Origin of the sequence: Streptomyces sp. NPDC005302 (assembly GCF_040607345.1) — a bacterium.
Lineage (GTDB): Bacteria > Actinomycetota > Actinomycetes > Streptomycetales > Streptomycetaceae > Streptomyces.
Genome location: NZ_JBEXGN010000008.1, coordinates 137,948 through 158,998 on the forward strand (window position 1 = coordinate 137,948; position 21,051 = coordinate 158,998).

General features: G+C 73.6%; 17 protein-coding genes and 1 pseudogene. 7 read left to right on the top strand and 11 right to left on the bottom strand.

Annotated elements, in window-relative coordinates; all coding sequences use genetic code 11:
- Positions 1 to 64 precede the first annotated feature (64 nt).
- Positions 65 to 1,129, top strand: coding sequence for an NAD(+)/NADH kinase (locus ABZT74_RS14595; protein ID WP_355866540.1), 1,065 nt, complete (start codon positions 65 to 67; stop codon positions 1,127 to 1,129).
- Between the two features lie 168 nt (positions 1,130 to 1,297).
- On the top strand, positions 1,298 to 1,927 hold the full coding sequence (locus ABZT74_RS14600; protein WP_356168064.1) for a dihydrofolate reductase family protein: 630 nt from the start codon (positions 1,298 to 1,300) through the stop codon (positions 1,925 to 1,927).
- A 108-nt stretch (positions 1,928 to 2,035) separates the two neighbouring features.
- Here the strand turns inward: ABZT74_RS14600 and ABZT74_RS14605 are convergent, their stop codons facing one another.
- Together ABZT74_RS14605 and ABZT74_RS14610 are read right to left on the bottom strand one after the other, a co-directional pair.
- Positions 2,036 to 2,731 carry an HAD family phosphatase gene (locus ABZT74_RS14605; protein WP_355867398.1) on the bottom strand — a complete coding sequence of 232 codons (696 nt, stop codon included), beginning with the start codon at positions 2,729 to 2,731 and terminating at the stop codon, positions 2,036 to 2,038.
- Between the two features lie 110 nt (positions 2,732 to 2,841).
- Positions 2,842 to 3,318: an Lrp/AsnC family transcriptional regulator gene (locus ABZT74_RS14610; protein WP_356168069.1), complete on the bottom strand. Its 477-nt coding sequence runs from the start codon at positions 3,316 to 3,318 to the stop codon at positions 2,842 to 2,844.
- A 240-nt stretch (positions 3,319 to 3,558) separates the two neighbouring features.
- Between ABZT74_RS14610 and ABZT74_RS14615 the strand changes: the two genes are divergently transcribed.
- From ABZT74_RS14615 to ABZT74_RS14625, 3 genes are all read left to right on the top strand, one after another.
- Positions 3,559 to 5,046: an FUSC family protein gene (locus tag ABZT74_RS14615; RefSeq protein WP_356435309.1), complete on the top strand. Its 1,488-nt coding sequence runs from the start codon at positions 3,559 to 3,561 to the stop codon at positions 5,044 to 5,046.
- Positions 5,047 to 5,796: 750 nt separating this feature from the next.
- Positions 5,797 to 6,891: a nitric oxide synthase oxygenase gene (locus tag ABZT74_RS14620; protein WP_356435312.1), complete on the top strand. Its 1,095-nt coding sequence runs from the start codon at positions 5,797 to 5,799 to the stop codon at positions 6,889 to 6,891.
- Positions 6,892 to 7,118: 227 nt separating this feature from the next.
- On the top strand, positions 7,119 to 8,165 hold the full coding sequence (locus ABZT74_RS14625; RefSeq protein ID WP_356435058.1) for a lactonase family protein: 1,047 nt from the start codon (positions 7,119 to 7,121) through the stop codon (positions 8,163 to 8,165).
- Between the two features lie 244 nt (positions 8,166 to 8,409).
- Here the strand turns inward: ABZT74_RS14625 and ABZT74_RS14630 are convergent, their stop codons facing one another.
- The 4 genes and pseudogenes from ABZT74_RS14630 to ABZT74_RS14645 all read right to left on the bottom strand — a co-directional run bounded on the left by ABZT74_RS14630 (position 8,410) and on the right by ABZT74_RS14645 (position 12,474).
- Positions 8,410 to 9,330 (bottom strand): hypothetical protein, encoded by a 921-nt coding sequence (locus ABZT74_RS14630; protein ID WP_356168078.1) that lies wholly within the window; start codon positions 9,328 to 9,330, stop codon positions 8,410 to 8,412.
- Between the two features lie 129 nt (positions 9,331 to 9,459).
- Positions 9,460 to 10,503 carry a BadF/BadG/BcrA/BcrD ATPase family protein gene (locus ABZT74_RS14635; protein WP_356168185.1) on the bottom strand — a complete coding sequence of 348 codons (1,044 nt, stop codon included), beginning with the start codon at positions 10,501 to 10,503 and terminating at the stop codon, positions 9,460 to 9,462.
- 50 nt (positions 10,504 to 10,553) lie between these two features.
- Positions 10,554 to 11,231: a uracil-DNA glycosylase gene (locus ABZT74_RS14640; RefSeq protein WP_356435061.1), complete on the bottom strand. Its 678-nt coding sequence runs from the start codon at positions 11,229 to 11,231 to the stop codon at positions 10,554 to 10,556.
- A gap of 155 nt (positions 11,232 to 11,386) precedes the next feature.
- Positions 11,387 to 12,474 (bottom strand): annotated as a pseudogene (locus ABZT74_RS14645) (exo-alpha-sialidase).
- Between the two features lie 273 nt (positions 12,475 to 12,747).
- Between ABZT74_RS14645 and ABZT74_RS14650 the strand changes: the two are divergent.
- Positions 12,748 to 13,320: a hypothetical protein gene (locus ABZT74_RS14650; protein ID WP_356435064.1), complete on the top strand. Its 573-nt coding sequence runs from the start codon at positions 12,748 to 12,750 to the stop codon at positions 13,318 to 13,320.
- A gap of 52 nt (positions 13,321 to 13,372) precedes the next feature.
- Here the strand turns inward: ABZT74_RS14650 and ABZT74_RS14655 are convergent, their stop codons facing one another.
- From ABZT74_RS14655 to ABZT74_RS14670, 4 genes are all read right to left on the bottom strand, one after another.
- Entirely contained in the window at positions 13,373 to 15,442 is a 2,070-nt protein-coding gene (locus tag ABZT74_RS14655) for a HEAT repeat domain-containing protein (protein ID WP_356435067.1), read from the bottom strand.
- A 120-nt stretch (positions 15,443 to 15,562) separates the two neighbouring features.
- Complete coding sequence (locus ABZT74_RS14660; protein WP_356435315.1) at positions 15,563 to 17,308, bottom strand: phosphatidylglycerol lysyltransferase domain-containing protein; 1,746 nt, start codon at positions 17,306 to 17,308, stop codon at positions 15,563 to 15,565.
- Between the two features lie 208 nt (positions 17,309 to 17,516).
- A complete protein-coding gene (locus tag ABZT74_RS14665; RefSeq protein WP_356435070.1) occupies positions 17,517 to 17,819 on the bottom strand; it encodes a hypothetical protein in 303 nt (100 codons plus the stop codon).
- A gap of 179 nt (positions 17,820 to 17,998) precedes the next feature.
- On the bottom strand, positions 17,999 to 19,078 hold the full coding sequence (locus ABZT74_RS14670) for an NADH:flavin oxidoreductase/NADH oxidase (RefSeq protein WP_356435073.1): 1,080 nt from the start codon (positions 19,076 to 19,078) through the stop codon (positions 17,999 to 18,001).
- Positions 19,079 to 19,233: 155 nt separating this feature from the next.
- Between ABZT74_RS14670 and ABZT74_RS14675 the strand changes: the two genes are divergently transcribed.
- Entirely contained in the window at positions 19,234 to 19,593 is a 360-nt protein-coding gene (locus ABZT74_RS14675) for a helix-turn-helix transcriptional regulator (RefSeq protein ID WP_356435076.1), read from the top strand.
- Here ABZT74_RS14675 and ABZT74_RS14680 read toward each other — a convergent pair.
- Positions 19,579 to 20,934 carry a nucleobase:cation symporter-2 family protein gene (locus ABZT74_RS14680; protein ID WP_356435079.1) on the bottom strand — a complete coding sequence of 452 codons (1,356 nt, stop codon included), beginning with the start codon at positions 20,932 to 20,934 and terminating at the stop codon, positions 19,579 to 19,581. The genes ABZT74_RS14675 and ABZT74_RS14680 overlap by 15 nt on opposite strands.
- Between the last annotated feature and the right edge of the window lie 117 nt (positions 20,935 to 21,051).

Genomic DNA, 21,051 nt, shown 5'->3' on the forward strand with positions numbered 1-21,051 from the left:
CTCCCCGTACCGGAATGCGTAATTCGTGGAAGGATCGTGTTCAGTCCCGGAGCCGGAGGTTGTTGTGGCCGTACACCGCGTCGGACTGGTCGTCCACCAGGGACGGACGGTGGCCGGCGACGCCGCCCGCGCGGTGCACGAGTGGTGCGAGGCGCGCGGTATCCGGTGCACCGAGATCGACGTGTGGGCCAAGGACCACCAGCGTCGCGGCGGCCGTGCGGAGGCGGAAGCGGCCGGAAACCCGGACCTCGTCGTCACGCTGGGCGGTGACGGCACCTTCCTCCGCGGCGCCCGGATCGCCCTCAAGAGCGATGCCAGCGTGTTGGGCGTCGACCTCGGCAAGGTCGGATTCCTCACCGAGGTGCCCGCGGCCGACGTCACCGAGGCACTCGACTCCGTCCACGACGGTCACGCGGTGGTCGAGGAGCGCATGACCCTGACCATGCGCGCCTCGCGGGCCCTGGAGATCCCGGAGGGCATGGACGCACTGCTCCACTACGGTCGTGGTCCGGCGCTGCCGCCGCCCCGGATCCGGCTGGAGACGACCGAGGGGGACGGCTGGGGCGTCGCCCTGGACGTCATGGCCCTGAACGACGTCGTCCTGGAGAAGCTGGCCCGGGACCGGCAGGTCAGCGTCGGCGTCTACATCGCCGGACGGCGGCTGGCCTCCTACTCCGCGGACGCCTTCGCCGTCGCCACGCCCACGGGCTCGACGGCGTACAGCTTCGCCGCCGGCGGTCCCGTGCTCTCCCCGCACATGGACGCGGTGGTCTTCACGCCGATCGCCCCCCACATGACCTTCAACCGCAGCGTGGTGGCCGCGCCGGACGAGCCCGTCGCCCTGCGGGTGCTGCCCCACTCGGGCCAGGCCGCCGTCAGCATCGACGGCCAGCTGCGCGGCGTCGTCGATCCGGGCGACTGGATCGGGGTCTTCAGGGCCCCGCAGCGGGTCCGCCTGATCCGGCTGCGCCCGACCGACTTCTACGGGCGGCTGCGGGAGCGGTTCCGGCTGACCGACGCGCCGGCCACCGCGGCCGACGGGGAAGCCGCTCCGTTCTTCCGCCCCGACACCCCCATCCCGCCGGACCTCGCGGGGCTGCGCCTGCCGCCCCCCTCGGCGGCGCGCTGACGGGGGAACCGTGCCGTGCGCCGTCAGGTGCCCGGTCCGGTGATCACCGTGAGTGCGCGGGGCAGGGCACGGCCGCATTCGAGAAATCCGGGCCCGGCTGTCGATCCGGACGGGTCCTGTTCGACGCCAGGATGAGAGCGGAAGACGAACGAACCCTGGGAGTACGTCATGGCGAAGCTGCGCGTCCACGACATCACGGTCTCGCTGGACGGCTATGCCGCCGGCCCCCACCAGCGGCTGGAACACCCTCTCGGCGAGGGCTTCGACGGGATGCACGAATGGATGTTCGCCGCGATGCGCGACCTGGCCGACGGCAAGGGCGGCATCGACGTCGAGTACGTGGCACGCGGGGAGGAGAACATCGGCGCGACCATCATGGGCCGCAACATGTTCGGGCCCCAGCGCGGGCCCTGGGAGGACGAGTCCTGGACGGGCTGGTGGGGCCCCAACCCTCCGTACCACAACGACGTGTTCGTGCACACGCACCACCTGCGGCCCTCCGTCACGATGGAGGGCGGGACGACGTTCCACTTCACCGACGAGCCGGTCGAGACGGTGCTCGCCCGCGCCGTGGAGGCGGCGGAGGGCAAGGACGTCCGGATCGGCGGCGGCCCGGCCACCGTCCGGCAGTATCTGCGCGCCGGTCTGATCGACGAGATGCATTTCGCCGTCGTCCCGCGGCTGCTGGGCCGTGGCGAGCGTCTGCTCGACGACCTCGGCGACGGGATCGACGGTTACCGGGTCGCCGAACTCGTCAGTTCGCCCAGCGCCACGCACGCCGTGCTCGTCCGCCGCTGACCGTGCGGGCACCGACTGTGCGGGGCACCGACAGCGCGGTGGCGACCGTGCGGGGTGACGACGGGGGCGGCGCTGAGAGCCCCGCGGTGGGCCCGGCGCGACCGGCGCTCAGGGCCGCACGGCCTCGCCCGCGAGCCAGTCGTACGCCGCGCGGGCCGTGAACTCGCCCTGACCGCCACGGAAGAGGAGGTCGGCCTTGGCGAACGCGGGGTCGTCGGCCTGCTCGGCGACGTAGGGAACGGCGACGCAGCGCATGCCGGCCGCGCGGGCCGCGGTGGCCCCCGGGGCGGCGTCCTCCAGGACCACGCAGCCCGACGGATCGGCACCGAGGCGGCGCGCCGCCTCCAGGAAGACGTCGGGCGCGGGTTTGCCGTGCGCGACCTCGTCGGCCGAGACGACGGTCGTCACACGGGACGCCAGACCCGTCCCGGTGAGGATCGCCTCGATCGCCTCGGGCGAGGAACCCGAGGCCACGGCCATCGGGACGCCCTCGGCGCCGAGCAGTTCGACGAACCCGCGCATCTCCGGGTAGACGTGCGTGGAGGCGCGGGCCAGCTCCAGATAGCGGCGGTTCTTCTCGGTGAGCAGGTCGTCGAGCGGTGCCGTCAGGCCGTAACGGTCCTTCCAGAGCGCCAGTGTCTCCCGGGTGCTGATGCCGACGTACCGCTCGTGGTCGGCCCAGGTGAAGTCCGTGACGCCCTGCCCGGCGAGGGTCTGCCGCCCGGCTTCGAAGTAGTTCGGTTCGCTGTCCACGAGCGTTCCGTCGAGATCGAAGATGACCGAGATCCTGCCGAGAGTGCCCATACGGTCCAGGATGCCCATGCCCATGCCCATGCCCATGCCCATGCCCATGCCCATGCCCATGCCCATGCCCATGCGCAATGCCCGCAGGCCGTCGTGGCAGCCCCGCCGCCTCAGCCCCTGGCCGCCCGTCCGATCGACTCCACCAGCGGCAGCAGCCGGTGCGGGACGCGCTCGCGCAGCGCCACCTCGGTCCGGGTGCGGACCACGCCGGGCAGACTGATCAGCGCCTGGATCACGTCCTCCAGGTGGGCGTTGTCACGGGCGGCGACACGGGTGATCAGATCGCCGCCACCGGTGATGGAGAACGCCTCGATGATCTCCGGCACGGCGGCGAGAGCGCCGCCCACGTCGTCGAGATGGCCCTGCGTGACCTCGATGTGCACGAAGGCGAGGACCGGGTGGCCGAGGGCGGCCGGGGAGAGTGCCGGCGCGGTCCCGGTGATCACCCCGTCCCGCTCCAGCCGGTCCAGGCGGGCCTGGAGCGTGCCGCGGGCGACGCCGAGGACGCGCGCGTACTCGCGCACGCTGGTACGCGGCTGCTCCAGCAGCAGGCGCAGGATGCGGGTGTCCAGCTCGTCCACGGGCATGGTCCGTTGGCCTCCCTGTGGCCGACAATGATCAGCCATGACTGTACCAATGGCCCAGCCCGAGGCGAGCCGGTTGAGCCACTCGCACGCTCCTGCTTACCTTGTCGGTATTCATGGCGCCGCGCAGCGCCGGACGGCAAGGTCGCCGTACCGGACCCGCGGCGCCTTTCGTATGCGCCGACGCGCATGCGAACCGGTGCAGCAGAGCGAAGTGGGGGCGGGCAGCCGACGGTGAAGAAGATGTTCATGGCTCCGGATCCGGGACTGTTCCGGCTGCGCGTCTCGCTCCGGGCGGTCCTCGGGATCGGCCTGGCGGTGACCCTGTGCGAACTGGCCGGGCTCTCGCAGCCCGCGTCCATCACCGGGGGACTCGCGGCGCTCCTCGCGCTGTTCACGGTCGGTGACCCGACGGTCCGCGGGCAGGCGGGCACGACCGCTCTGCTCCCGGTCGTCGGCCTGCCGGTCCTCGCGCTCGCCACCGCTCTGCACGGGGTGCCGACGCTGCGCGACGCGGCCTGGCTCGCCGTCGTCTTCGCCGGGGTCCACTCCCGCCGCTGGGGACCGCGCGGACACGCGCTCGGCATCTTCGCGTTCATGATGTTCTTCGCCACGCAGTTCCTGCACGCCGTGCCCGGCCAGCTCCCGCAGCTGTACGCCGCCGTCGCGCTGTCGCTCGCGGCGTCCGCGGCGGTGCGCTTCGGCGCCTGGTGCGTGGAGCGGCGCACGGCCCTGCCCGCGGCGCCGGTACCGCTGGAGGGCCGCGGCCTCGCCCGCCCCGCCACCCGTCAGGCCTTCCAGGCGACCGCGGCCTGCGCCTTCGCACTCGTGGCGGGCCAGCTGCTCTCCCACGACCGCTGGTACTGGGCCGTCGGCACCGCCTGGTGGATCTTCGTGAACACGGCCTCGCGCGGCGAGACGCTGGTCCGCGGCTTCCGACGGGTCGTCGGCACGGTCGCCGGGATCGCGGCGGGGCTGCTGGTCGCCGTCCCGCTGCACGGCGCGCCGGCGCCCACCGCCGTGCTCGTGGCGGTGTGCGTCTTCGGGATCTTCTACACGGCGCCGCTCTCGTACAGCTGGATGATGTTCTTCGTCACCGTCATGGCCGGCCTGCTGTACGGCCTGCTCGGTGTGCTGCACCCGGGACTGCTCGGGCTCCGGTTCACCGAGACGGCCGTCGGCGCGCTGGGCGCGGCCCTCGCCGTGGCGTTCGTCCTGCCGGTCACGACCCATGCCGTGACCGACCGGTGGATCGAGCGGGCCCTGCACGCCGTGCACGGGTGCACCGCCGCGGCGGCCGGGCGCCTGGCGGGCGACGCGGGGGCCGACCCCGCGCCGCGTGCGGGGGAGCTCGAAGCACTCCTGGGGCGCGTACGGATGTCTCTCGCGCCCCTGGTTCATCCGCTCAACCCGATGCGGGAACGCAGGGCACGGGCCCGTGCGGTCCTCGCCCTGCTCGACGACTGCGCCCGCGAGGTGCGCGGTCTTGCCGCCGTCGCCGCCGATCCGGACGCGTCCCACGACGCCCGCCTCACGGCGGCCTGCCGACGGGTCGAGACCGCGATGGAGTCCCTGGTCGGGGCGGTGCCGGGAGGCGCTCTGGACGCCCACCACGTGGCTCCCGGGCACCATCCCGGGGCCGAGCAGGCGCTCGCCCATCTCCACGGCCTGGAGCGGGCGCTCGTCGACCTGGCGACGCCGTTGCGCGGGTCCCGGCTCATCGGCGCCTGACACCTCCTCGCCGGGCATCTGCCCGCGTTCTGTCCCGTTTCGGTGGACACCGATGCCCGGAATGGTGCAGATTTACCGGCCACGTACAGGGTGGATCAGCACACCCGCCGGGTAACTCCGCGGCCATCGGACGCACGGACACCGCGGCCCGTGCCGGAGCGGCCCGCGGGCGTATCTCTTGGGGGCGGCACCATGCGCGACTTCCCGCGCGGGACCAGACACGAAGAGCGCGGCACGGACGGCCCGTGGGGCACGGGCACCAGCGGCACGGAGGGCCCGAGGGGCACGGGCACCAGCGGTGCGGCCGGAGCCGCGGGGATCGCGGACGGCCCGCCCCCGGCCTACGGCGGCGAGGAGCCGGGGGGCTGGCTGGAACGACTCGGGTACGGCGACGAGCCCGGCGCTGCCGAGGACGCGGCACGCGCGGGGACCGCCTCCATGTCCGTCGTCCCGCTCGACGCCCGCCGCCCCGGCGCGGCCACCGGTGCCCGCCCCCTGCACGCGCGGCTCGACGCCATGGCCCGGCTGCTGACCGGTCCGGGCGAGATGTCGCCTCCACCGCTCCCGGGGCTCGGCGGGCGCCTGGTCCCCGGTGGCCCCGCGAGCGGGACCCGCGCCTGTCCCGTCGCCGAGGGCGGCCGGACCGTCCCGGGCGCGCGCACCGGTACCGGCCGCACCGCTCGGGCACCGTCTCCCGGATCCACGCCCGACCCCGTCCGGCAGCCGCGGGAGCCGGGCCTGCATGAGCTGATCCGCGCCGCCGGTGAGTTCGTCGTCCAGCACCACACCGAGGAACGCCTCGGTGATCCGGCGGGCCGTCTCGCCGCCGTCCGCGCGGAGATCGCGGACACGGGGACCTATCGGCACACCACGAGCGAGCTGGTGTTCGGCGCGCGGGTCGCCTGGCGCAACGCCAACCGCTGCATCGGCCGGCTGTACTGGAACTCGCTGACCGTCCGCGACCGCAGAGACGTGCGGGACGCCCAAGGGGTCGCCGAGGAGTGCGCGGAGCACCTGCGCGAAGCCACCCGGGGAGGACGTATCCGGGCGCTCATCACCGTCTTCGCGCCCGACGCGCCCGACCGGCCCGCCCCCAGGATCTGGAACGAGCAGCTCGTCCGGTACGCCGGGTATCCGCGCCCCGACGGAGGCGTGACCGGCGACCCGCGCAACATCGGCCTCACCGACGCCGCCCGCCGGCTCGGCTGGCCCGGCGGCCCCGGCACCCCCTTCGACGTCCTGCCGTTGCTGGTCCAGGACACCGGCACCCGGCCGCGCTGGTTCGAACTCCCCGAGGACGCGGTCCTCGAAGTCGAGCTCACGCACCCGGAGCACACCTGGTGGCGCTCGCTCGGCCTGCGCTGGCACGCGGTGCCCGCCCTCTCCGACATGTGCCTGGAGATCGGCGGCATCTGCTATCCCGCGGCGCCCTTCAACGGCTGGTACATGGGCACCGAGATCGGCGCCCGCAACCTCGCGGACACCGACCGGTACGACCTGCTGCCCGTCGTCGCCGAGCGCCTCGGCCTCGACACCCGCACCGACCGCTCCCTGTGGAAGGACCGCGCCCTGGTCGAGCTGAACCGTTCCGTCCTGCACTCCTTCGACCGCGCGGGCGTCACCGTCACCGATCACCACACCGAGTCTCGGCGATTCCTCACCCACCTCGGCCGCGAGGAACGGAAGGGCCGTCAGGTGGGCGCCGACTGGTCGTGGATCGTGCCGCCGATCTCCGCCAGCGCGACTCCGGTCTTCCACCGCACGTACGAGAACGTCGAACGGAACCCGGCCTACGTGCACCACCCGGAGGCGCTCGAACGGGCCCGGGGGGCGGGCGACTTGTAAGCCGGGAGGCGGGAGGCGGGAGGGGGTCGGATCGGGTGTGCCCGGACACCGCCGGTCCACACGGAAGCCAAGGGCCCCGTCGATCGCGGGAGCGCGGGCCCGGCCCGGCACGCGGACGGTCATGACCCCGGGAGTTCCGTAGCGCCCGCACAGCGGCCCTGGTCTAGACCGCAGGACCCCTGCTGCTACCGTCGCCCCCGAGCAGGCGGGACCGAGAGGGGACAGCGGTGACAGGCGGCGGCAGGCGGCAACAGAGGGCGTACATCGGCTCGTTCACGGCGGCGGGAGGTCTCGGTGTCCTCACCGCGGCCGTGGACCCGGACAACGGCGCGCTGACCGTCCTGAGCGCGGTCGACGGCGTACCCGACCCCTCGTACCTCGCCGTGTCCCCCGCGGGGGACCATCTGTACGCCGTCAGCGAGACGGCCGAGGGCGCCGTCGCCGCGTACCGCGTGCACGCCGACAAACCGGAACTGACCGGCCCGCTGACCCGGATCGGCGGCAGCGGGCCCACACACCTCAGCGTCTTCGACGGACACGTGCTGACCGCCAACTACGGCTCCGGCAGCGTCTCCGCCGTGCCCGTCCGTCCGGACGGCGGCCTCGCCGGGTCCGCCTCCGGCGTGCTCCGGCACACCGGTTCAGGACCGCACACGCCCCGCCAGCAGGGCCCGCACGCTCACCAGGTGCAGCCCGACCCCACCGGCCGCTGGGCGGTCAGCGTCGACCTCGGCACGGACTCCGTCCGTGTGTGCGTCCTCGACGGCGGCGAACTCAGGGTGCACCGCGAGATCGCCCTCCGCCCCGGTTCCGGGCCGCGCCACCTCGCCTTCCACCCCGGCGGCGAACACGCCTACGTCCTCAACGAACTCGCCCCGACCGTCACCGTCTGCCGCTGGGACGCCGCCGAGGGCTCGCTGCGACCGGTCGGCGAGACGCCGGTGCTGTCCGGCGTCCCGGACGGTGACGCGTTCCCCTCGGGCATCGCCGTCTCGCCCGACGGCCGCTTCGTGTGGACCGCCACACGCGGCCAGGACGTCGTCTCCGTCCTCACGCCCGACGCGGAGGGGGAGGGCCTCCGACTGGTCGCCACGGTGCCCTGTGGCGGCGTCTGGCCCCGCGCGCTGACCGTCGACCCGTCGGGCCGCTTCCTGTACGCCGCGAACGAACGCTCCGGCGACGTGACCTGGTTCGTCGTCGACCCGGACACCGGCGTGCCGCGCCGCGGCGGCTCGGTCGAGGCGCCCGCCGCGTCCTGCGTGGTCTTCGGCTGACCGGGCCGCGCCGACGCGGCCCGCTCTCCGCCGACGCGCGCGTCGGACTCGGTCATGGTCACCGGTCGGGCCCCGCGGTCCGGCCACCGTGCCGGCCCCTGGGGTACAGGGAACCGACGGCGCCGCCCCCTAGACGCGGTGGCACCCCACGTACGCGCGAAGGGCCCGCTCCTGTCACAGGAGCGGGCCCTTCGCCGTACGAGCCGGTCAGGCCGTACGAGGGACCTACGGATGGGGCGCCGGGTCAGCGGACCGGCGCGCCCTGGGTCTGCGGCGGCGCGATGCCCAGCGCCGACGTGTACTGGGCCAGCGCGAGCTTGCCGATCGCCGGGTACGGGCCGAGGGCCTCGGCGGCGTGGCAGCCGGCTTCCTTGGCCGCCGCTTCCAGCAGCCCGGAGTCGAGCTCCGGACCGATCAGGTACGGGGCCAGCGCGAGCTGCTGAGAACCCGAGTTGCGCAGCTCCTCGGCGGTGGCCGCGATCGAGCCCTCCTCGTCGAGTGCCGCCGCCATCACGGGCACCGCGAGCCGCGCCGCGAGCAGCATGCCGGTGATACCGGCTGCCTGTACGGCCTCCTCGCCGCCCACCGCGGCGAGCACGATGCCGTCCGCGGCGGTCGCCACGGTGAACAGGCGGGCGCGGTCGGCGCGGGCCAGGCCGGCCTCGGAGAGCCGCACGTGCAGCGCCTCGGCGAGCAGCGGGTGCGGGCCGAGGACGTCGGTCAGTTCGGCCGCGACGCGGCTCTCCATGACCGCCTGGCGGACGCGGCGCAGCAGGGCGTTGTCCGGACCGGCGAGCAGGGGCACGACGATGGCCACCGGGCCGTCGGGCTCGGCGGCGTCGGAACCGGCGGCGCGGGCCTGCTCGAAGCGCGCGGAGCGCTCCTCGGAGGCGTGGACCAGCACGGACTGCAGCGTGGGGAACTCGTCGTCCCCGTCCAGGTACCCGATACGGGCGTCGAGGCCGGGGAGCTCGGAGCGCGCGATGCTCACGACCTCCTCGGCGAGGCTGCGCGTGGCGGCGCTGGGAGTGCCCGGCACCGCGAGGAGCAGCGCGGGCGCGCCCTCGGGAGCCGCCAGGGGCTCCGGACGGCGGTGCCGTCCGGGCTGGCGGGGTCGCGGCATTCGTACAGGCAGGCCGGACGCGGGCCCAGTGGGGGAGCTCATGGCGCCGCATGTTACTGGTTTCCTGGGTTCCCCTGTTCGGGGAGGGTGCAGGTGAGCGGTATCCGTCCGCTTTTGTCTGATGAGTTACGTACCGATCAGAAGTGATCGGTACACATCCCCTTGTCGGTCCTACGGCGAATTCAGAGCATCGATTTCCGGATAGGGCTTTTCAGCCACCACGTACAACATCCGGTCGTCCTGGGGGAGTGCGAGCCTGCCGTCCGCGAGGTCGACGGCGATCCGGAGCGCCCCGTCGAGCGGGTCGCCCGCGGCGGGCACCAGTCGCGCGTGCGGCACCCGCGCGGCCAACTCCTCGCGCAGCGGCGCGAGAAGCGCCTCACCCGTCCTGAACAGACCTCCGGTGAGCGCGAGCAGCGGCTCGCCGTCGGCCGGACAGGCGGCCGCCGCGGACTCGGCCATGTCCCGTGCGGCGGACCGCAGGATGCCCGCGGCCACCGGGTCGCTCCCGGCATGTGCGGCGACCTGCGGGGCGAAGGCGGCGAGCACGGCGGGCCGGTCGGAGCGCGGGTACAGACGGCCCGGCAGCCCCGGCATCGGCCCGAACATCTCCTCGGCCCCGGCCAGCAGCCCGGCCGAACCGCCCGGCCGTCCGTCGAATGCCCGCAGAGCCGCTTCCAGGCCCGCCCGCCCGATCCAGGCGCCTCCGCCGCAGTCGCCGAGCAGATGGCCCCAGCCGTCTGCCCTGCGCCACGACGTGAGGTCGGTCCCGATCGCGATCATGCCGGTGCCCGCGGCGATCACCGCGCCGGCCCGCGGACCGAGCGCGCCGGTGTACGCGGTCACCGCGTCGGCCACCAACGCGAGCCGTGGTACGTCGAGTTCACGCTCCAGTGCGGCGGGCAGCTCGTCCCGCAGCTCGTCACCGAGCGTCGCCAGGCCCGCCGCGCCGACGGCCACGGCGCCGAGCCGCACGGCACCGGCCTCGTCCATCAACCGGCGCGCCATCGGCAGCAGTTGCTCCAGCAGATGGCCGGCCGAGATCCCCCGCGGCCCGGTGCGCACCGGTTCCCCGGAGGTCAGAGGGTCGCTCAGCGCGATCGGCGGAGCGAGCGTGAGCCCTCCTCGACCTGCGGCGACTTCGGCGTCGTACGGTGCCCCGTGCGCCGCGAGGACCGCGCGCAGCCCAGAACCTCCCGAGTCCACGGCCAGCACCACGGACGGGCCCGGAGCGCCCTGCCGCGACGCGCTTGCACCGCCGGAGGTCACGGCAGGCGCCAGTCCACCGGCTGGGCTCCCTGTCTCACCAGCAGGTCGTTGGCGCGGCTGAAGGGCCGGGACCCGAAGAAGCCACGGTCGGCCGACATGGGCGAGGGGTGCGAGGACTCCACCGACGGCAGATCACCCAGCAGCGGGCGGAGGTTGCGGGCGTCGCGGCCCCACAGGACCGACACCAGCGGGCGCCCGCGGGCGGCCAGCGCCCGGATCGCCTGCTCGGTGACCTCTTCCCAACCCTTGCCCCGGTGGGCGGCCGGACTGCGCGGGGCCGTGGTGAGCGCCCTGTTGAGCAACAGCACACCCTGCCGCGTCCACGGGGTGAGGTCGCCGTCGGACGGCTGGGGCAGCCCCAGGTCGGTGGTCAGCTCGCGATAGATGTTGATCAGGCTCGGCGGGAGCGGACGTACCTCCGGCGCCACCGAGAACGACAGGCCCACCGCGTGCCCCGGTGTCGGGTACGGGTCCTGCCCGACGATGAGCACGCGCACCTCGTCGAAGGGCTGCTGGAACGCCCGCAGGACATTCGCTCCGGACGGTAGGTAGGTGCGCCCCGCGGCGATCTCCGCGCGCAGGAAGTCGCCCATCTCGGCGATCCGTCCGGCGACGGGTTCGAGGGCCTTCGCCCAGCCCGGTTCGACGATTTCTTGCAACGGTCGTGGTGCCACGGCGTCACCCTACTGCCGTACCCGCGACGGAGATCAACCGGTGTCGTCGGACGATCACGGATGACCGTTTCCCACCGGCACATCGGTCCCTCGCCGGACAAGGTGCCCTCCCCTGCGGGGCGTTGTGGCCGGCCGGAGCCGCCGACCTCCCGACGTCAGGCCACGACCGCCGCGCGGACACACAGGACGTCCGGCAGGTGCGCCGTGAGCTGCTCCCAGGAGTCGCCGTCGTCCGCGGACGCGTAGACCTCGCCGTTGCGATTGCCGAAGTACACACGCCCGCCGGGTCGGCGTCGTCCGTGCACAGCGCGTCGCGCAGCACCGTGCCGTAGTGGTCCTCCGTGGGCAGCCCCGCCGTGAGCGGCTCCCAGCTCCGCCCCGCGTCCGCCGTGCGGAAGACGCGGCATCTGCGACCGGCCGGGACCCGGTCCGCGTCCGCGTTGATCGGGAAGACGTACGCCGTGTCGCCACGGTGCGGATGCGCTGCCGCGGCGAATCCGAACGTCGACGGCAGGCCGGCGCCGATGTCGGTCCACCGCCCGCCCGCGTCGTCACTGCGGTACACACCCCAGTGGTTCTGGAGCTAGAGGCGGTCCGGGTCCGACGCGTCGCGCGCGACCTTGTGCACGCACTGCCCGAACTCCGGGTCCGGGTCCGGCAGGAAGACCGCGGACACACCGGAGTTGGCGGGCTCCCAGCTCGCGCCGCCGTCACCGGTGCGGAACACGCCGGCCGTCGAGACGGCGACCGTCAGCGCCTTCGGATCGCGCTCGTCGGTCAGGATCGTGTGCAGGCCCTCACCGCCGCCGCCCGGCACCCACCGGGAACGGGTCGGGTGCTCCCACAGCGGACGGACGAGCTCGAAGGACTCTCCCCGGTCCGTCGAGCGGTAGAGCGCGGCCGGCTCCGTCCCCGCGTACACCACGTCGGGTTCGCCGGCCGCCGGGTGCAGCTGCCACACCCGCTCCAGGGAGGCTCCGGTCTCCTTGGGGAACCGCACGGCGGGACGCGCCGGTTCGGTCCAGCTGAGACCGAGATCGTCCGAGTGGAACACGGAGGGACCCCAGTGGGCGCTGTCCCCGCCCGCCAGCAGCCGCGGCCGGTCGCCCCGGGTGTCGATCGCGACCGAGTAGACGGCCTGCGCGTTGAAGTACGGACTCTCGTCGAACGCCCAGACACCTGCGTGCCGGCGCCCGATGAAGAGGCCCTTTCGCGTGCCCACGGTGAGAAGTACGTCGACCATCTCCGGTCACCTCCGCGACCTCGTCGTCTGCGTCACGGGCCAGTCTGCACGGTGGCACTGACAGCGACGGGCGGCGCGCTCGTCGGCGCAGGTCGGACGGGTCGCGTCGGCGTCCCGCGGAGGACCACCGGGGCCGCGACGGAAAGGGCCCTTCGCGAGGCCCGACGGTCCCGGGGCCGACGAGCGGGCGGGAACGCGTGAGCGCCGAGGGCAGCGGGCGCGTAAGGGAGGGAGATGTGGCGGGTCGGCGCGGAGGTGAGGAGGATGCCCTTGATGGCGGCATTCCGTGGTCCCAAGAGGTGGCTGTGGCGGTGGCGACGCAACCCGCTGCGGCGGCGCAGCGACGCCCTGGACAGCTGGGTCCTCCTGACCGCCTGGGTGCTCACCGTGTTCGGCGGCGTGGTCACCGGTCTCGCGGCCACCCAGGCCGTCGAGGACGGTCTGACCCGGCAGCGGGCGGACTGGCACTCCGCGACCGCCCGGCTCACCGAGGACGTGCCACCCGCGGCCGGTTCCGGCACCCGCGTCGTGTGGGCGAAGGCCCGCTGGAGCACGACGGACGGCGCACCCCGCTCCGGACAGGTACGCGTCCACGCCGGCAGCGCGGCGGGCACCCCCGTGGCGGTGTGGACCGACCGCGAGGGCCGCCTCGTCAGCCGTCCCGCCACCGCCGCCCAGGCCCGGGTGCGGGCGTCCCTGGTCGGCGCGTTGGTCGGCGTGAGCGCGGCGGGCATCCCCTTCGCCACCGGCCGGCTCGTCCGCGCCCGCCTGGAACGGCGCCGCATGGACCGCTGGGACACCGAGTGGCAGAGGATCGGGCCGCTCTGGCGCCGCACGACGAGCTGACCCGGACCGCCTCCCCGAGCCGCGACCCGCCCGCATGGGCTCCCGCCCCCGGCTACGCCGCCCCCTCCAACACCCTGCGGCAGTCCCGCAGCAAGGTCTCGTCCTCCAGGACGTCGTGGCTGCCGTAGCCGCCGGAGCGCGCTCGGTGGCGTCGTGGCGAGGCCAGTTCCATGGCGACCAGGTCGTGGACCGGGGTGCCGGCGTCACCCATGCGGACGAGGCAGGCGGTGACGGCGCCGCGGGTGTACGCGTTCTGGCGCCAGGCATCACGGAACACCGGCAGGACCGGCGCCGGATCGGCGGCGATGTCCCAGAAGGCGCAGGCAGCCGCCGTCCGCTCCCAGAGGTCGGCCGAGTCCGTCAGGCTCCTGAGCCCGGCAAGCGCGGCCCTCGCGGCCGGGCCCATGCGGGCCAGCGCCGACGCGGCCGGCCTGGAGCTTCCCGGCAGGTCCAGCGCCCGCAGCAGAGGCGGCAGGACGGCCTCCGCGTCGCCCTCGACGGACCAGAGCGCGGCGGCCGCCGCCACCGGGTCGTCGCCGCTCAGCAGTTCCCGCAGCGTGGGTATCGCCTCCCGTGCCGCCGGCCCGAACGCGCCGAGCGCTTCCGTCAGCGCCCGCACGAGGGAGTCCCCCATGCGCAGGTCGCGTGGGGCGCCGTGCAGCAGCCGCAGCACCTCCGGGACGGCGGCGGCGTGCCGCAGGTCACCCAGGGCGGACAGCAGGGGAGCGGCCCGGCCGAACGTGTCGGTGTCGTCGAGGGGGACGTCGGCCAGCCGCTCCCGCAGCAGCGGCGCGAGGGGGAGCGCGGCCGGGCCGAGGTGCCGGACGGTGTAACCGGTCTCGTTCGGAACGACCCGTCGCCGCAGGATCTCGGCGAGGGCCGGCACCGCGCGCGGGTCTCCCGTACGGGCGAGCGCCCTGAGCGGGCCGCCCAGGGTGGCCGTGCCGCGCCGCCAGGAGTCCGGGTCCGACGCGACGAGTGAGGCGAGGCGGTCGGCCGCCGGTTCCGCCAGGGTGAAGAGGAACTCCAGGACGGACACGGCGGCCTGCCGCAACTGCTCCTCCTCAGAGGCCAGTTGTTCGCCGATCAGGGCGACCGGCTCCGCGTAGGCGGCCCGCCACTCGCGGAACAGTCCCGCCGACATCCAGACGGCGTTGCACCGGTCGGCCGTGTCCGTGCTGCTCAACTGCCCCTTGAGCAGGGCGATCCGGTCGCCGGTGCGGGCGCCCAGCGCGGTGTGCAGCGTCCGGAGCAGTTCGGCGCCCTCCTCGTCCGCCGGGCGCATACGGCGCAGCCGGCCGAGGAGCGTGTCGGTGGACGTCCGGGTGGGCTCTCCGGATGGCCGGAAGTGCCGTGACCTGGTGTGGAGCAGGCCCACGACCGTGCTCACGAGGTCGGCCGGCAGCCGGTCGGGGGCGCAGAGGGCCAACTGCCCGAGGGCGGCGAGCCGCAGTCCCGGCTCGTGCGGCGGCGCGCAGAGCGATGCCAGCAGGTCGACGGCCGGGGCGGAGAGCCCGGGGTGCAGCCGGGCGAACAGCCCGAGGCCCTCGACCAGGGCGAGGCGGACACCGTCGTCGTGCTCGTCCGCCAACTGCCGCCTCAGCAGGGCCAGTACACGGTCGGGTGCCTCGCAGAACCGTACGGACGCCGTCGGTACGGCGCGGCGCACCTCGGGGTCCCCGTCCGTCATCAGGTCCAGGAAGACCGCGGCACCCGCCCGTATCGCGGCCCGCGCCACGGTGTAGTTGTCGTCGGCCCGGTCCTGCGTGTCCGGGCCTTCTGCCTCGTCGCCCCCGCCGGGACCGCCGGACCCCTCGGCGCCGGTCTCCGCGGGCCCGTCGTCGATGTCCCCGCCGCCGATGCTGGCGAGCAACTCCACGATGCCACCGCGGTCCGGCAGCCCGGTGTGCCGGACGAGGCCGAAGAGGAAGGGGACGCACGCGAGCGTCGAGTCGTAGACGTCGCCCTGGTGGTGCACCGCCCCGTACATCCCGTCGAGCGCCGCCTCCCGCTCATGGGGGTCCCGCGAGGCCAGGCCCCGCAGCAGCTCCGGCACGTCCGCGGCGCTTCCGTAGGCATGCTCCATCGAGGCCCAGTCGACCTCGTCGATCCCCCTGAACACGGCATCCTCCCCAGGCGTACGGCCAATGATCGCGAGTGTGCACCACGGCACTGACAGTGACGCCCGGGCGCCGCCACGTCGACCGTGACAACCCGGCCAACTCCCGCGATAAAGGCCGCTTTACGACGCTCGGCCGGGGCGTTCCGGGCGTCGCGCGGGGAATCGGGGGAGCGCGGGCGGAGCGAGGAAGCCCTCGGCACGCGCGGCGGCGATGCCGATCCGGGGGAGATCGGCGCTCTTCTCGAAGAGCAGATAGCGGGGTTCCCAGACCGGCCGGTACTTGGCGTTGGCCCGGTAGAGGGATTCGAGCTGCCACCAGCGCGAGAGGAACGTCAGCACCGAGCACCACAGGCGCAGCACGGGTCCCGCTCCCAGCCGCGTCCCGCGCTCGAAGACGGACCGGAACATCGCGAAGTTCAGGGACACCCGGTCGACGCCGATCTCCTCGGCGCGCTGGAGGAGTTCGATCACCATGAACTCCATGAGCCCGTTGTCGGAGTTCCGGTCGCGGCGCATCAGGTCGAGGGACAGCCCCCGTTCGCCCCACGGCACGAAGCTCAGGACGGCCCGGGGCACGCCGTCCCCGTCCCGGCACTCCAGCATCACGCACCGCCCGTCGGCCGCGTCCCCCAGCCGGCCGAGCGCCATCGAGAAGCCGCGCTCGGTCTCCCCGTCGCGCCAGTGGTCCGCCAGGTCGGTCAGGGCGGCCATCTCGGCGTCGGGGATGTCCTCGTGCCGCCGGACCCGGACCGTGTGGCCGGCCCGCCGGACCCGGTTGTGCGCCTGCCGGACGCCCCGCATCGCGCGCCCCTCCAGGGTGAAGTCGGCGCGGTCCACGATGGCCTCGTCGCCGAGTTCCAGCGCGTCCAGGCCGTGCCGGGCGTACACGGTTCCCGCCTCCTCGCTCGCGCCCATCACCGCGGGAGTCCACGCGTGCCGCCGTGCCTCCCGCAGCCATGCCTCGATCGCGCCGGGCCACGCCTCCGGGTCGCCGATCGGATCACCGGAGGCGAGGGTCACGCCGCCGACGACGCCGTACGCGATCGCGGCCTTCCCGCTCGGGGACCAGATGACCGCCTTGTCTCGGCGCAGCGCGAAGTAGCCGAGCGAGTCCCGTTCCCCGTGCCGGGCGAGCAGCTCCCGCAGTCGCGTCTCGTCCTGCTCGCCGAGGAGTTCGAGCCCGCGTGGGGAGCGGAAGCAGGCGTAGAGCACCAGCAGGAAGGTGCCGGCCATGAGGACGTTGATCAGGACGTCCGCCCAGCGCGGGGCGGCGACGGTGTCGAAGCGGTCGGCGAGCGGGCCGACGCTGACGCCGCGCAGCAGGGTGTACGCGATGCGGTCGCCGAGCGGCGTTCCCGAGACACGGTTGGTGGCGCTCACGAGCGCGGTGCCGAGCGCGGCGCTGACGAGGAGCCCGCCGGCGCCGACGGCCAGCGCGAGGCGGGGGTTCGAGCGGTCCCCGACGGCGTGGAACTCCCGGCGTCCCAGCACCAGGGCCCCGACGAAGAGAGCGGTGAGCAGGACCGAGAGCCAGTTGAACCAGTGCTGCCGGTAGCGGTCCTGGCTCAGTGCCACCCCGTAGAGCACGAGGAGTGGCCCGGCCAGCAGCATGTTGAAGATCCACGCGGCGCGTTTGCGGCGCCGCATCACGAGGGCGAGGAAGAGGGCGAGCGCCGCCGACACGAGACCGGCGGTGGCCAGGTACGGGGTGAAGTACTGGCCGGCGTTGTGTTCGTGGACCTCTTCGCCGAACGGCAGCGAGACCACCGCGGCGACGTTGAGCAGCGCGAGCAGCCTCAGGTACCAGACGGTGGAGGCGGCGGCCCGTCGCCGGAGCCCGGCGCCCGTCCGTCCGGGCGGCGTCACCCCCTGACGCGCGCCGGTGTTCCGCTGTTCCTTGAGGGGCGCTGACTGTTGTACGGACACCGTGGAGCATCACCTTGGGGAGCGGCCGGGCGAACCGGTGCGAGCAGAGGGCGGAACACTACATGGTGTAGGGAAGAGGAGGGTTGTCGCCAGGCAGGAGGGGTCCACGGGGGTAAGGGAGTGGTGTGAATCGCTCCGCCGGCCGTCGTCAGCCGCGCCCCGTGTTCTTCAACTGCCCGCCAGGGCAGGGCTCCCCGCTCTCCCGGAGGGGGTGGCCGCGGGTGGTGGCCCACCACAGGAGGTCGCCCAGCGCCGCACCCGCCGCGACGAGCGACATGATCACCCCGGCCATGGTCAGTGCGTCGCCCAGGTGCGGGCGCCCGTGCAGGGCGTGCAGATCGAATCCGCACAGGTGGTACACGCCCACCGCGGCGATCCCCAGACTCGGCACGAGCAGTGCCAGCACGGACGCCGGACCACGTCCCGTGCGTCCGGCGTCACGTTCCCTCACAGGCTCCCCCTGACGAACGACGCTTTCCCCGGGGGAACCTACAGCACGTAGGGTCGCCCCGGCGTGGCCTCGTTCCCATTGTCCTGTGCCGGGTACCCGGGGTCGCACCCGTCACACTCCGGCGTGTCGGGCGCGACGCCAACAGTCCACTCGTCAGGGGGAGTTCGCGTCGGGCGGTGTCAGACGGAGCGGTGGTACTGCTCCGGCACGTGGACCTCCGCGCCGAGTTCGCGTGCCGCGAGCCGCGCGAAGGACGGGTTGCGCAGCAGCTCACGGCCCAGCAGTACCGCGTCGGCCTCGCCGTTGGCGACGATCTTCTCGGCCTGCTCGACGCCGGTGATGAGGCCGACCGCCGCGACGGCCAGCGGCGTCTCCTTCTTCACCCGGGCGGCGAAGGGCACTTGGTAACCGGGTCCGACGGGGATGCGGACGCCCGGCGCGTTCCCGCCCGTGGAGACGTCGAGCAGATCCACCCCGTGCTCGTGCAGGGCGCCCGCGAGACGAACGGTGTCGTCCGCGCTCCAGCCCGCGTCCTCCAGCCAGTCCGTCGCGGAGACGCGGAAGAAGATCGGCTTGTCCTTCGGCCAGACCTCCCGTACGGCGTCCACGACCTCGAGCGCGAACCGGGTCCGGTTCTCGTACGAGCCGCCGTAGGCGTCGGTGCGGTGGTTGGAGTGCGGGGAGAGGAACTCGTTGACGAGGTAGCCGTGGGCGCCGTGGATCTCGACGATCTCGAATCCGGCGGCGAGAGCGCGCCGGGCCGCGTCCGCGAACTGCCCGACGATCTCCCGGATCCCGGCGACCGTCAGTTCGTCCGGGACCGGATGTCCGTCGTCGAAGGGGAGGGCGCTCGGCGCGAGCGCCCGCCAGCCGTGCGCTTCGGGGCCGACCGGTGCGCCCCCCTTCCAGGGTCGGTCGGTCGAGGCCTTGCGGCCGCCGTGCCCGAGCTGGATCGCGGGGACCGTGCCCTGGGCGGCGAGGAATCCCGTGATCCGGCGGAACGCCTCGACCTGGGTGTCGTTCCAGATGCCCAGGTCGTACGGGGAGATCCGGCCCTCGGGTGAGACGGCGGTCGCCTCGACGACGATCAGTCCCGTTCCTCCGGTGGCGCGTGCCGCGTAGTGGGCGAAGTGCCAGTCGTTCGGGGCGCCGGCCAGGGGGCCTTCCGGGGCCGCCGAGTACTGGCACATCGGCGGCATCCAGACCCGGTTGGGGAGGGTGACGTCGCGCAGGACGTAGGGCTCGAAGAGCGCGCTCACGGCGGACTCCATTCGTCGCGGGGCCGGGGTACGGCTCGTACGATAGGCCTCGTAGTACGGCAAGTGTCAAACTACGATGGTTCTCGTACTATGAGGTTCCGGGTGCCGAGCCGGCCCGGATCCGGACAGAGGTCCCCCGACGATGTGGAGCCGCCGTGACGACCGCCGCCCCCGCCCCCAGCGGCCGTGATCTGCCGCATCCCGCGCGCGAGGAGATCCGGCTGGAGTCCGTGCTGCACGCGCTCTCCGATCCGATGCGCCTCCAGGTCGTGCGAGAGCTCGCCGCCGACGGCGGCGAACTCTCTTGTTCGCACTTCGTGCTGCCTGTCACCAAGTCCACGACGACGCACCACTTCCGGGTCCTCCGCGAGAGTGGCGTGATCCGGCAGGTCTACCGCGGCACGGCGAAGATGAACGGGCTGCGCGCGGACGACCTGGAGGCCCTGTTCCCCGGCCTTCTGGGCCGCGTCCTGGAGGCGGCGGCGCGCCAGTCGGACCGGCTAGGCGGGCGCTGAGGCCGCCTCCGGCTCCGCTCCGGTCGCCGGCCGGCCCTCCCTGCCGGGAAGGTGGTTGAAGAGCAGGTTGAGGGCGATCGCCGTCAGACAGCCCGCGCTGATCCCGCTGTTCATGACCGTCTGGAACCAGTCCGGGAACTGGGCGTAGATCCCGGGCACACCGACCGGCAGCATGCCGATCGCGACCGAGACGGCCACCACCGTGAGGTTGTTGTTGCCCTGGAAGTCCACCGCGGCGAGCGTGCGGAGTCCGCTCGCCGCGACCGTCCCGAACATCACCAGGCCGGCGCCGCCGAGCACGGGCGCGGGTATCGCGGCGACGACCGCACCCAGCTTCGGCAGCAGGCCGAGCACGACGAGGATGCCGCCCGCCGCCGCGACCACCCACCGGCTGCGCACCCGGGTCATGCCCACCAGACCCACGTTCTGCGCGAACGCCGTGTACGGGAACGTGTTGAAGACACCGCCCAGGACCGTGGACAGGCCGTCGGCCCGCAGGCCGTCCGCGAGCGTGCGCGGCTCGATGGGCCGGTCGGTCATCTCGCCGACCGCGATGAGGTCACCGGTCGTCTCGGTCATCGTCACCAGGGCCACCACCAGCATCGACACGATCGCCGAGGCGTGGAACGACGGCGCCCCGAAGTGGAACGGCGTGCTGACGCCCACCCAGTCGGCGTCCCCGACCCCGCCGAAGTCCGTGAACCCGAACGGCACCGCCACCGCGAGACCCACGCCGATGCCGAGGAGGACGGCGATCCGGCTCAGGAAGGCGGGCGCGAACCGCTGCACGCCCAGGACCACGGCCAGCACGAACGCGGCGAGCGCCAGGTTCTTCGGCTCCCCGAAGTCCTCGGCGCCGGCGCCGCCCGCCGCCCAGTTGCCCGCGACCGGCAGCAGCGAGACGCCGATGATCAGAATGACCGTGCCCGTGACGAGCGGCGGGAAGAAGCGCAACAGCCGTCCGAAGACCGGGGCGAGCAGGACGATCGCGAGGCCCGCCACGATCACCGAACCGTAGATCGCCGGAAGTCCGCCGCCCGTCGTCCCGATGAGCACCATCGGCGAGACGGCGGCGAAGGTGCACCCCTGCATGATGGGCAGCCGTACACCGAAGCGCCAGAAGCCCACGCACTGGATCAGCGTCGCGATGCCGCACACCAGCAGGTCCGCGGTGATCAGATACGCCAGATCGGCGGGCGACAGCTTCATCGCGCCGCCAACGATCAGCGGCACGGCCACCGCGCCCGCGTACATCGCGAGCACGTGCTGGAGCCCGAAGGCGGCCAGTTGGCGTACGGGTGGAACCTCGTCTACGGGATGCGCGGGAGCGGTGGTTGCCATGGGCACTCCAGAAGCTGCGGGGAGAGGGGACGTCCGCGCGGCCTGCGCACGCCCGGACAGCACGAGACCGTAGGCGCCTTGAACAGTTTGTTGATTTCCGGTCTGTTGCCGGTGTGT

Coding starts and splice junctions, on each gene's coding strand:
- ABZT74_RS14680 (WP_356435079.1), bottom strand. CDS start 20,934: ATGGCAACCACCGCTCCCGCGCATCCCGTAGACGAGGTTCCACCCGTA.
- ABZT74_RS14650 (WP_356435064.1), top strand. CDS start 12,748: ATGGCGGCATTCCGTGGTCCCAAGAGGTGGCTGTGGCGGTGGCGACGC.
- ABZT74_RS14605 (WP_355867398.1), bottom strand. CDS start 2,731: ATGGGCACTCTCGGCAGGATCTCGGTCATCTTCGATCTCGACGGAACG.
- ABZT74_RS14615 (WP_356435309.1), top strand. CDS start 3,559: ATGTTCATGGCTCCGGATCCGGGACTGTTCCGGCTGCGCGTCTCGCTC.
- ABZT74_RS14610 (WP_356168069.1), bottom strand. CDS start 3,318: ATGCCCGTGGACGAGCTGGACACCCGCATCCTGCGCCTGCTGCTGGAG.
- ABZT74_RS14630 (WP_356168078.1), bottom strand. CDS start 9,330: ATGAGCTCCCCCACTGGGCCCGCGTCCGGCCTGCCTGTACGAATGCCG.
- ABZT74_RS14600 (WP_356168064.1), top strand. CDS start 1,298: ATGGCGAAGCTGCGCGTCCACGACATCACGGTCTCGCTGGACGGCTAT.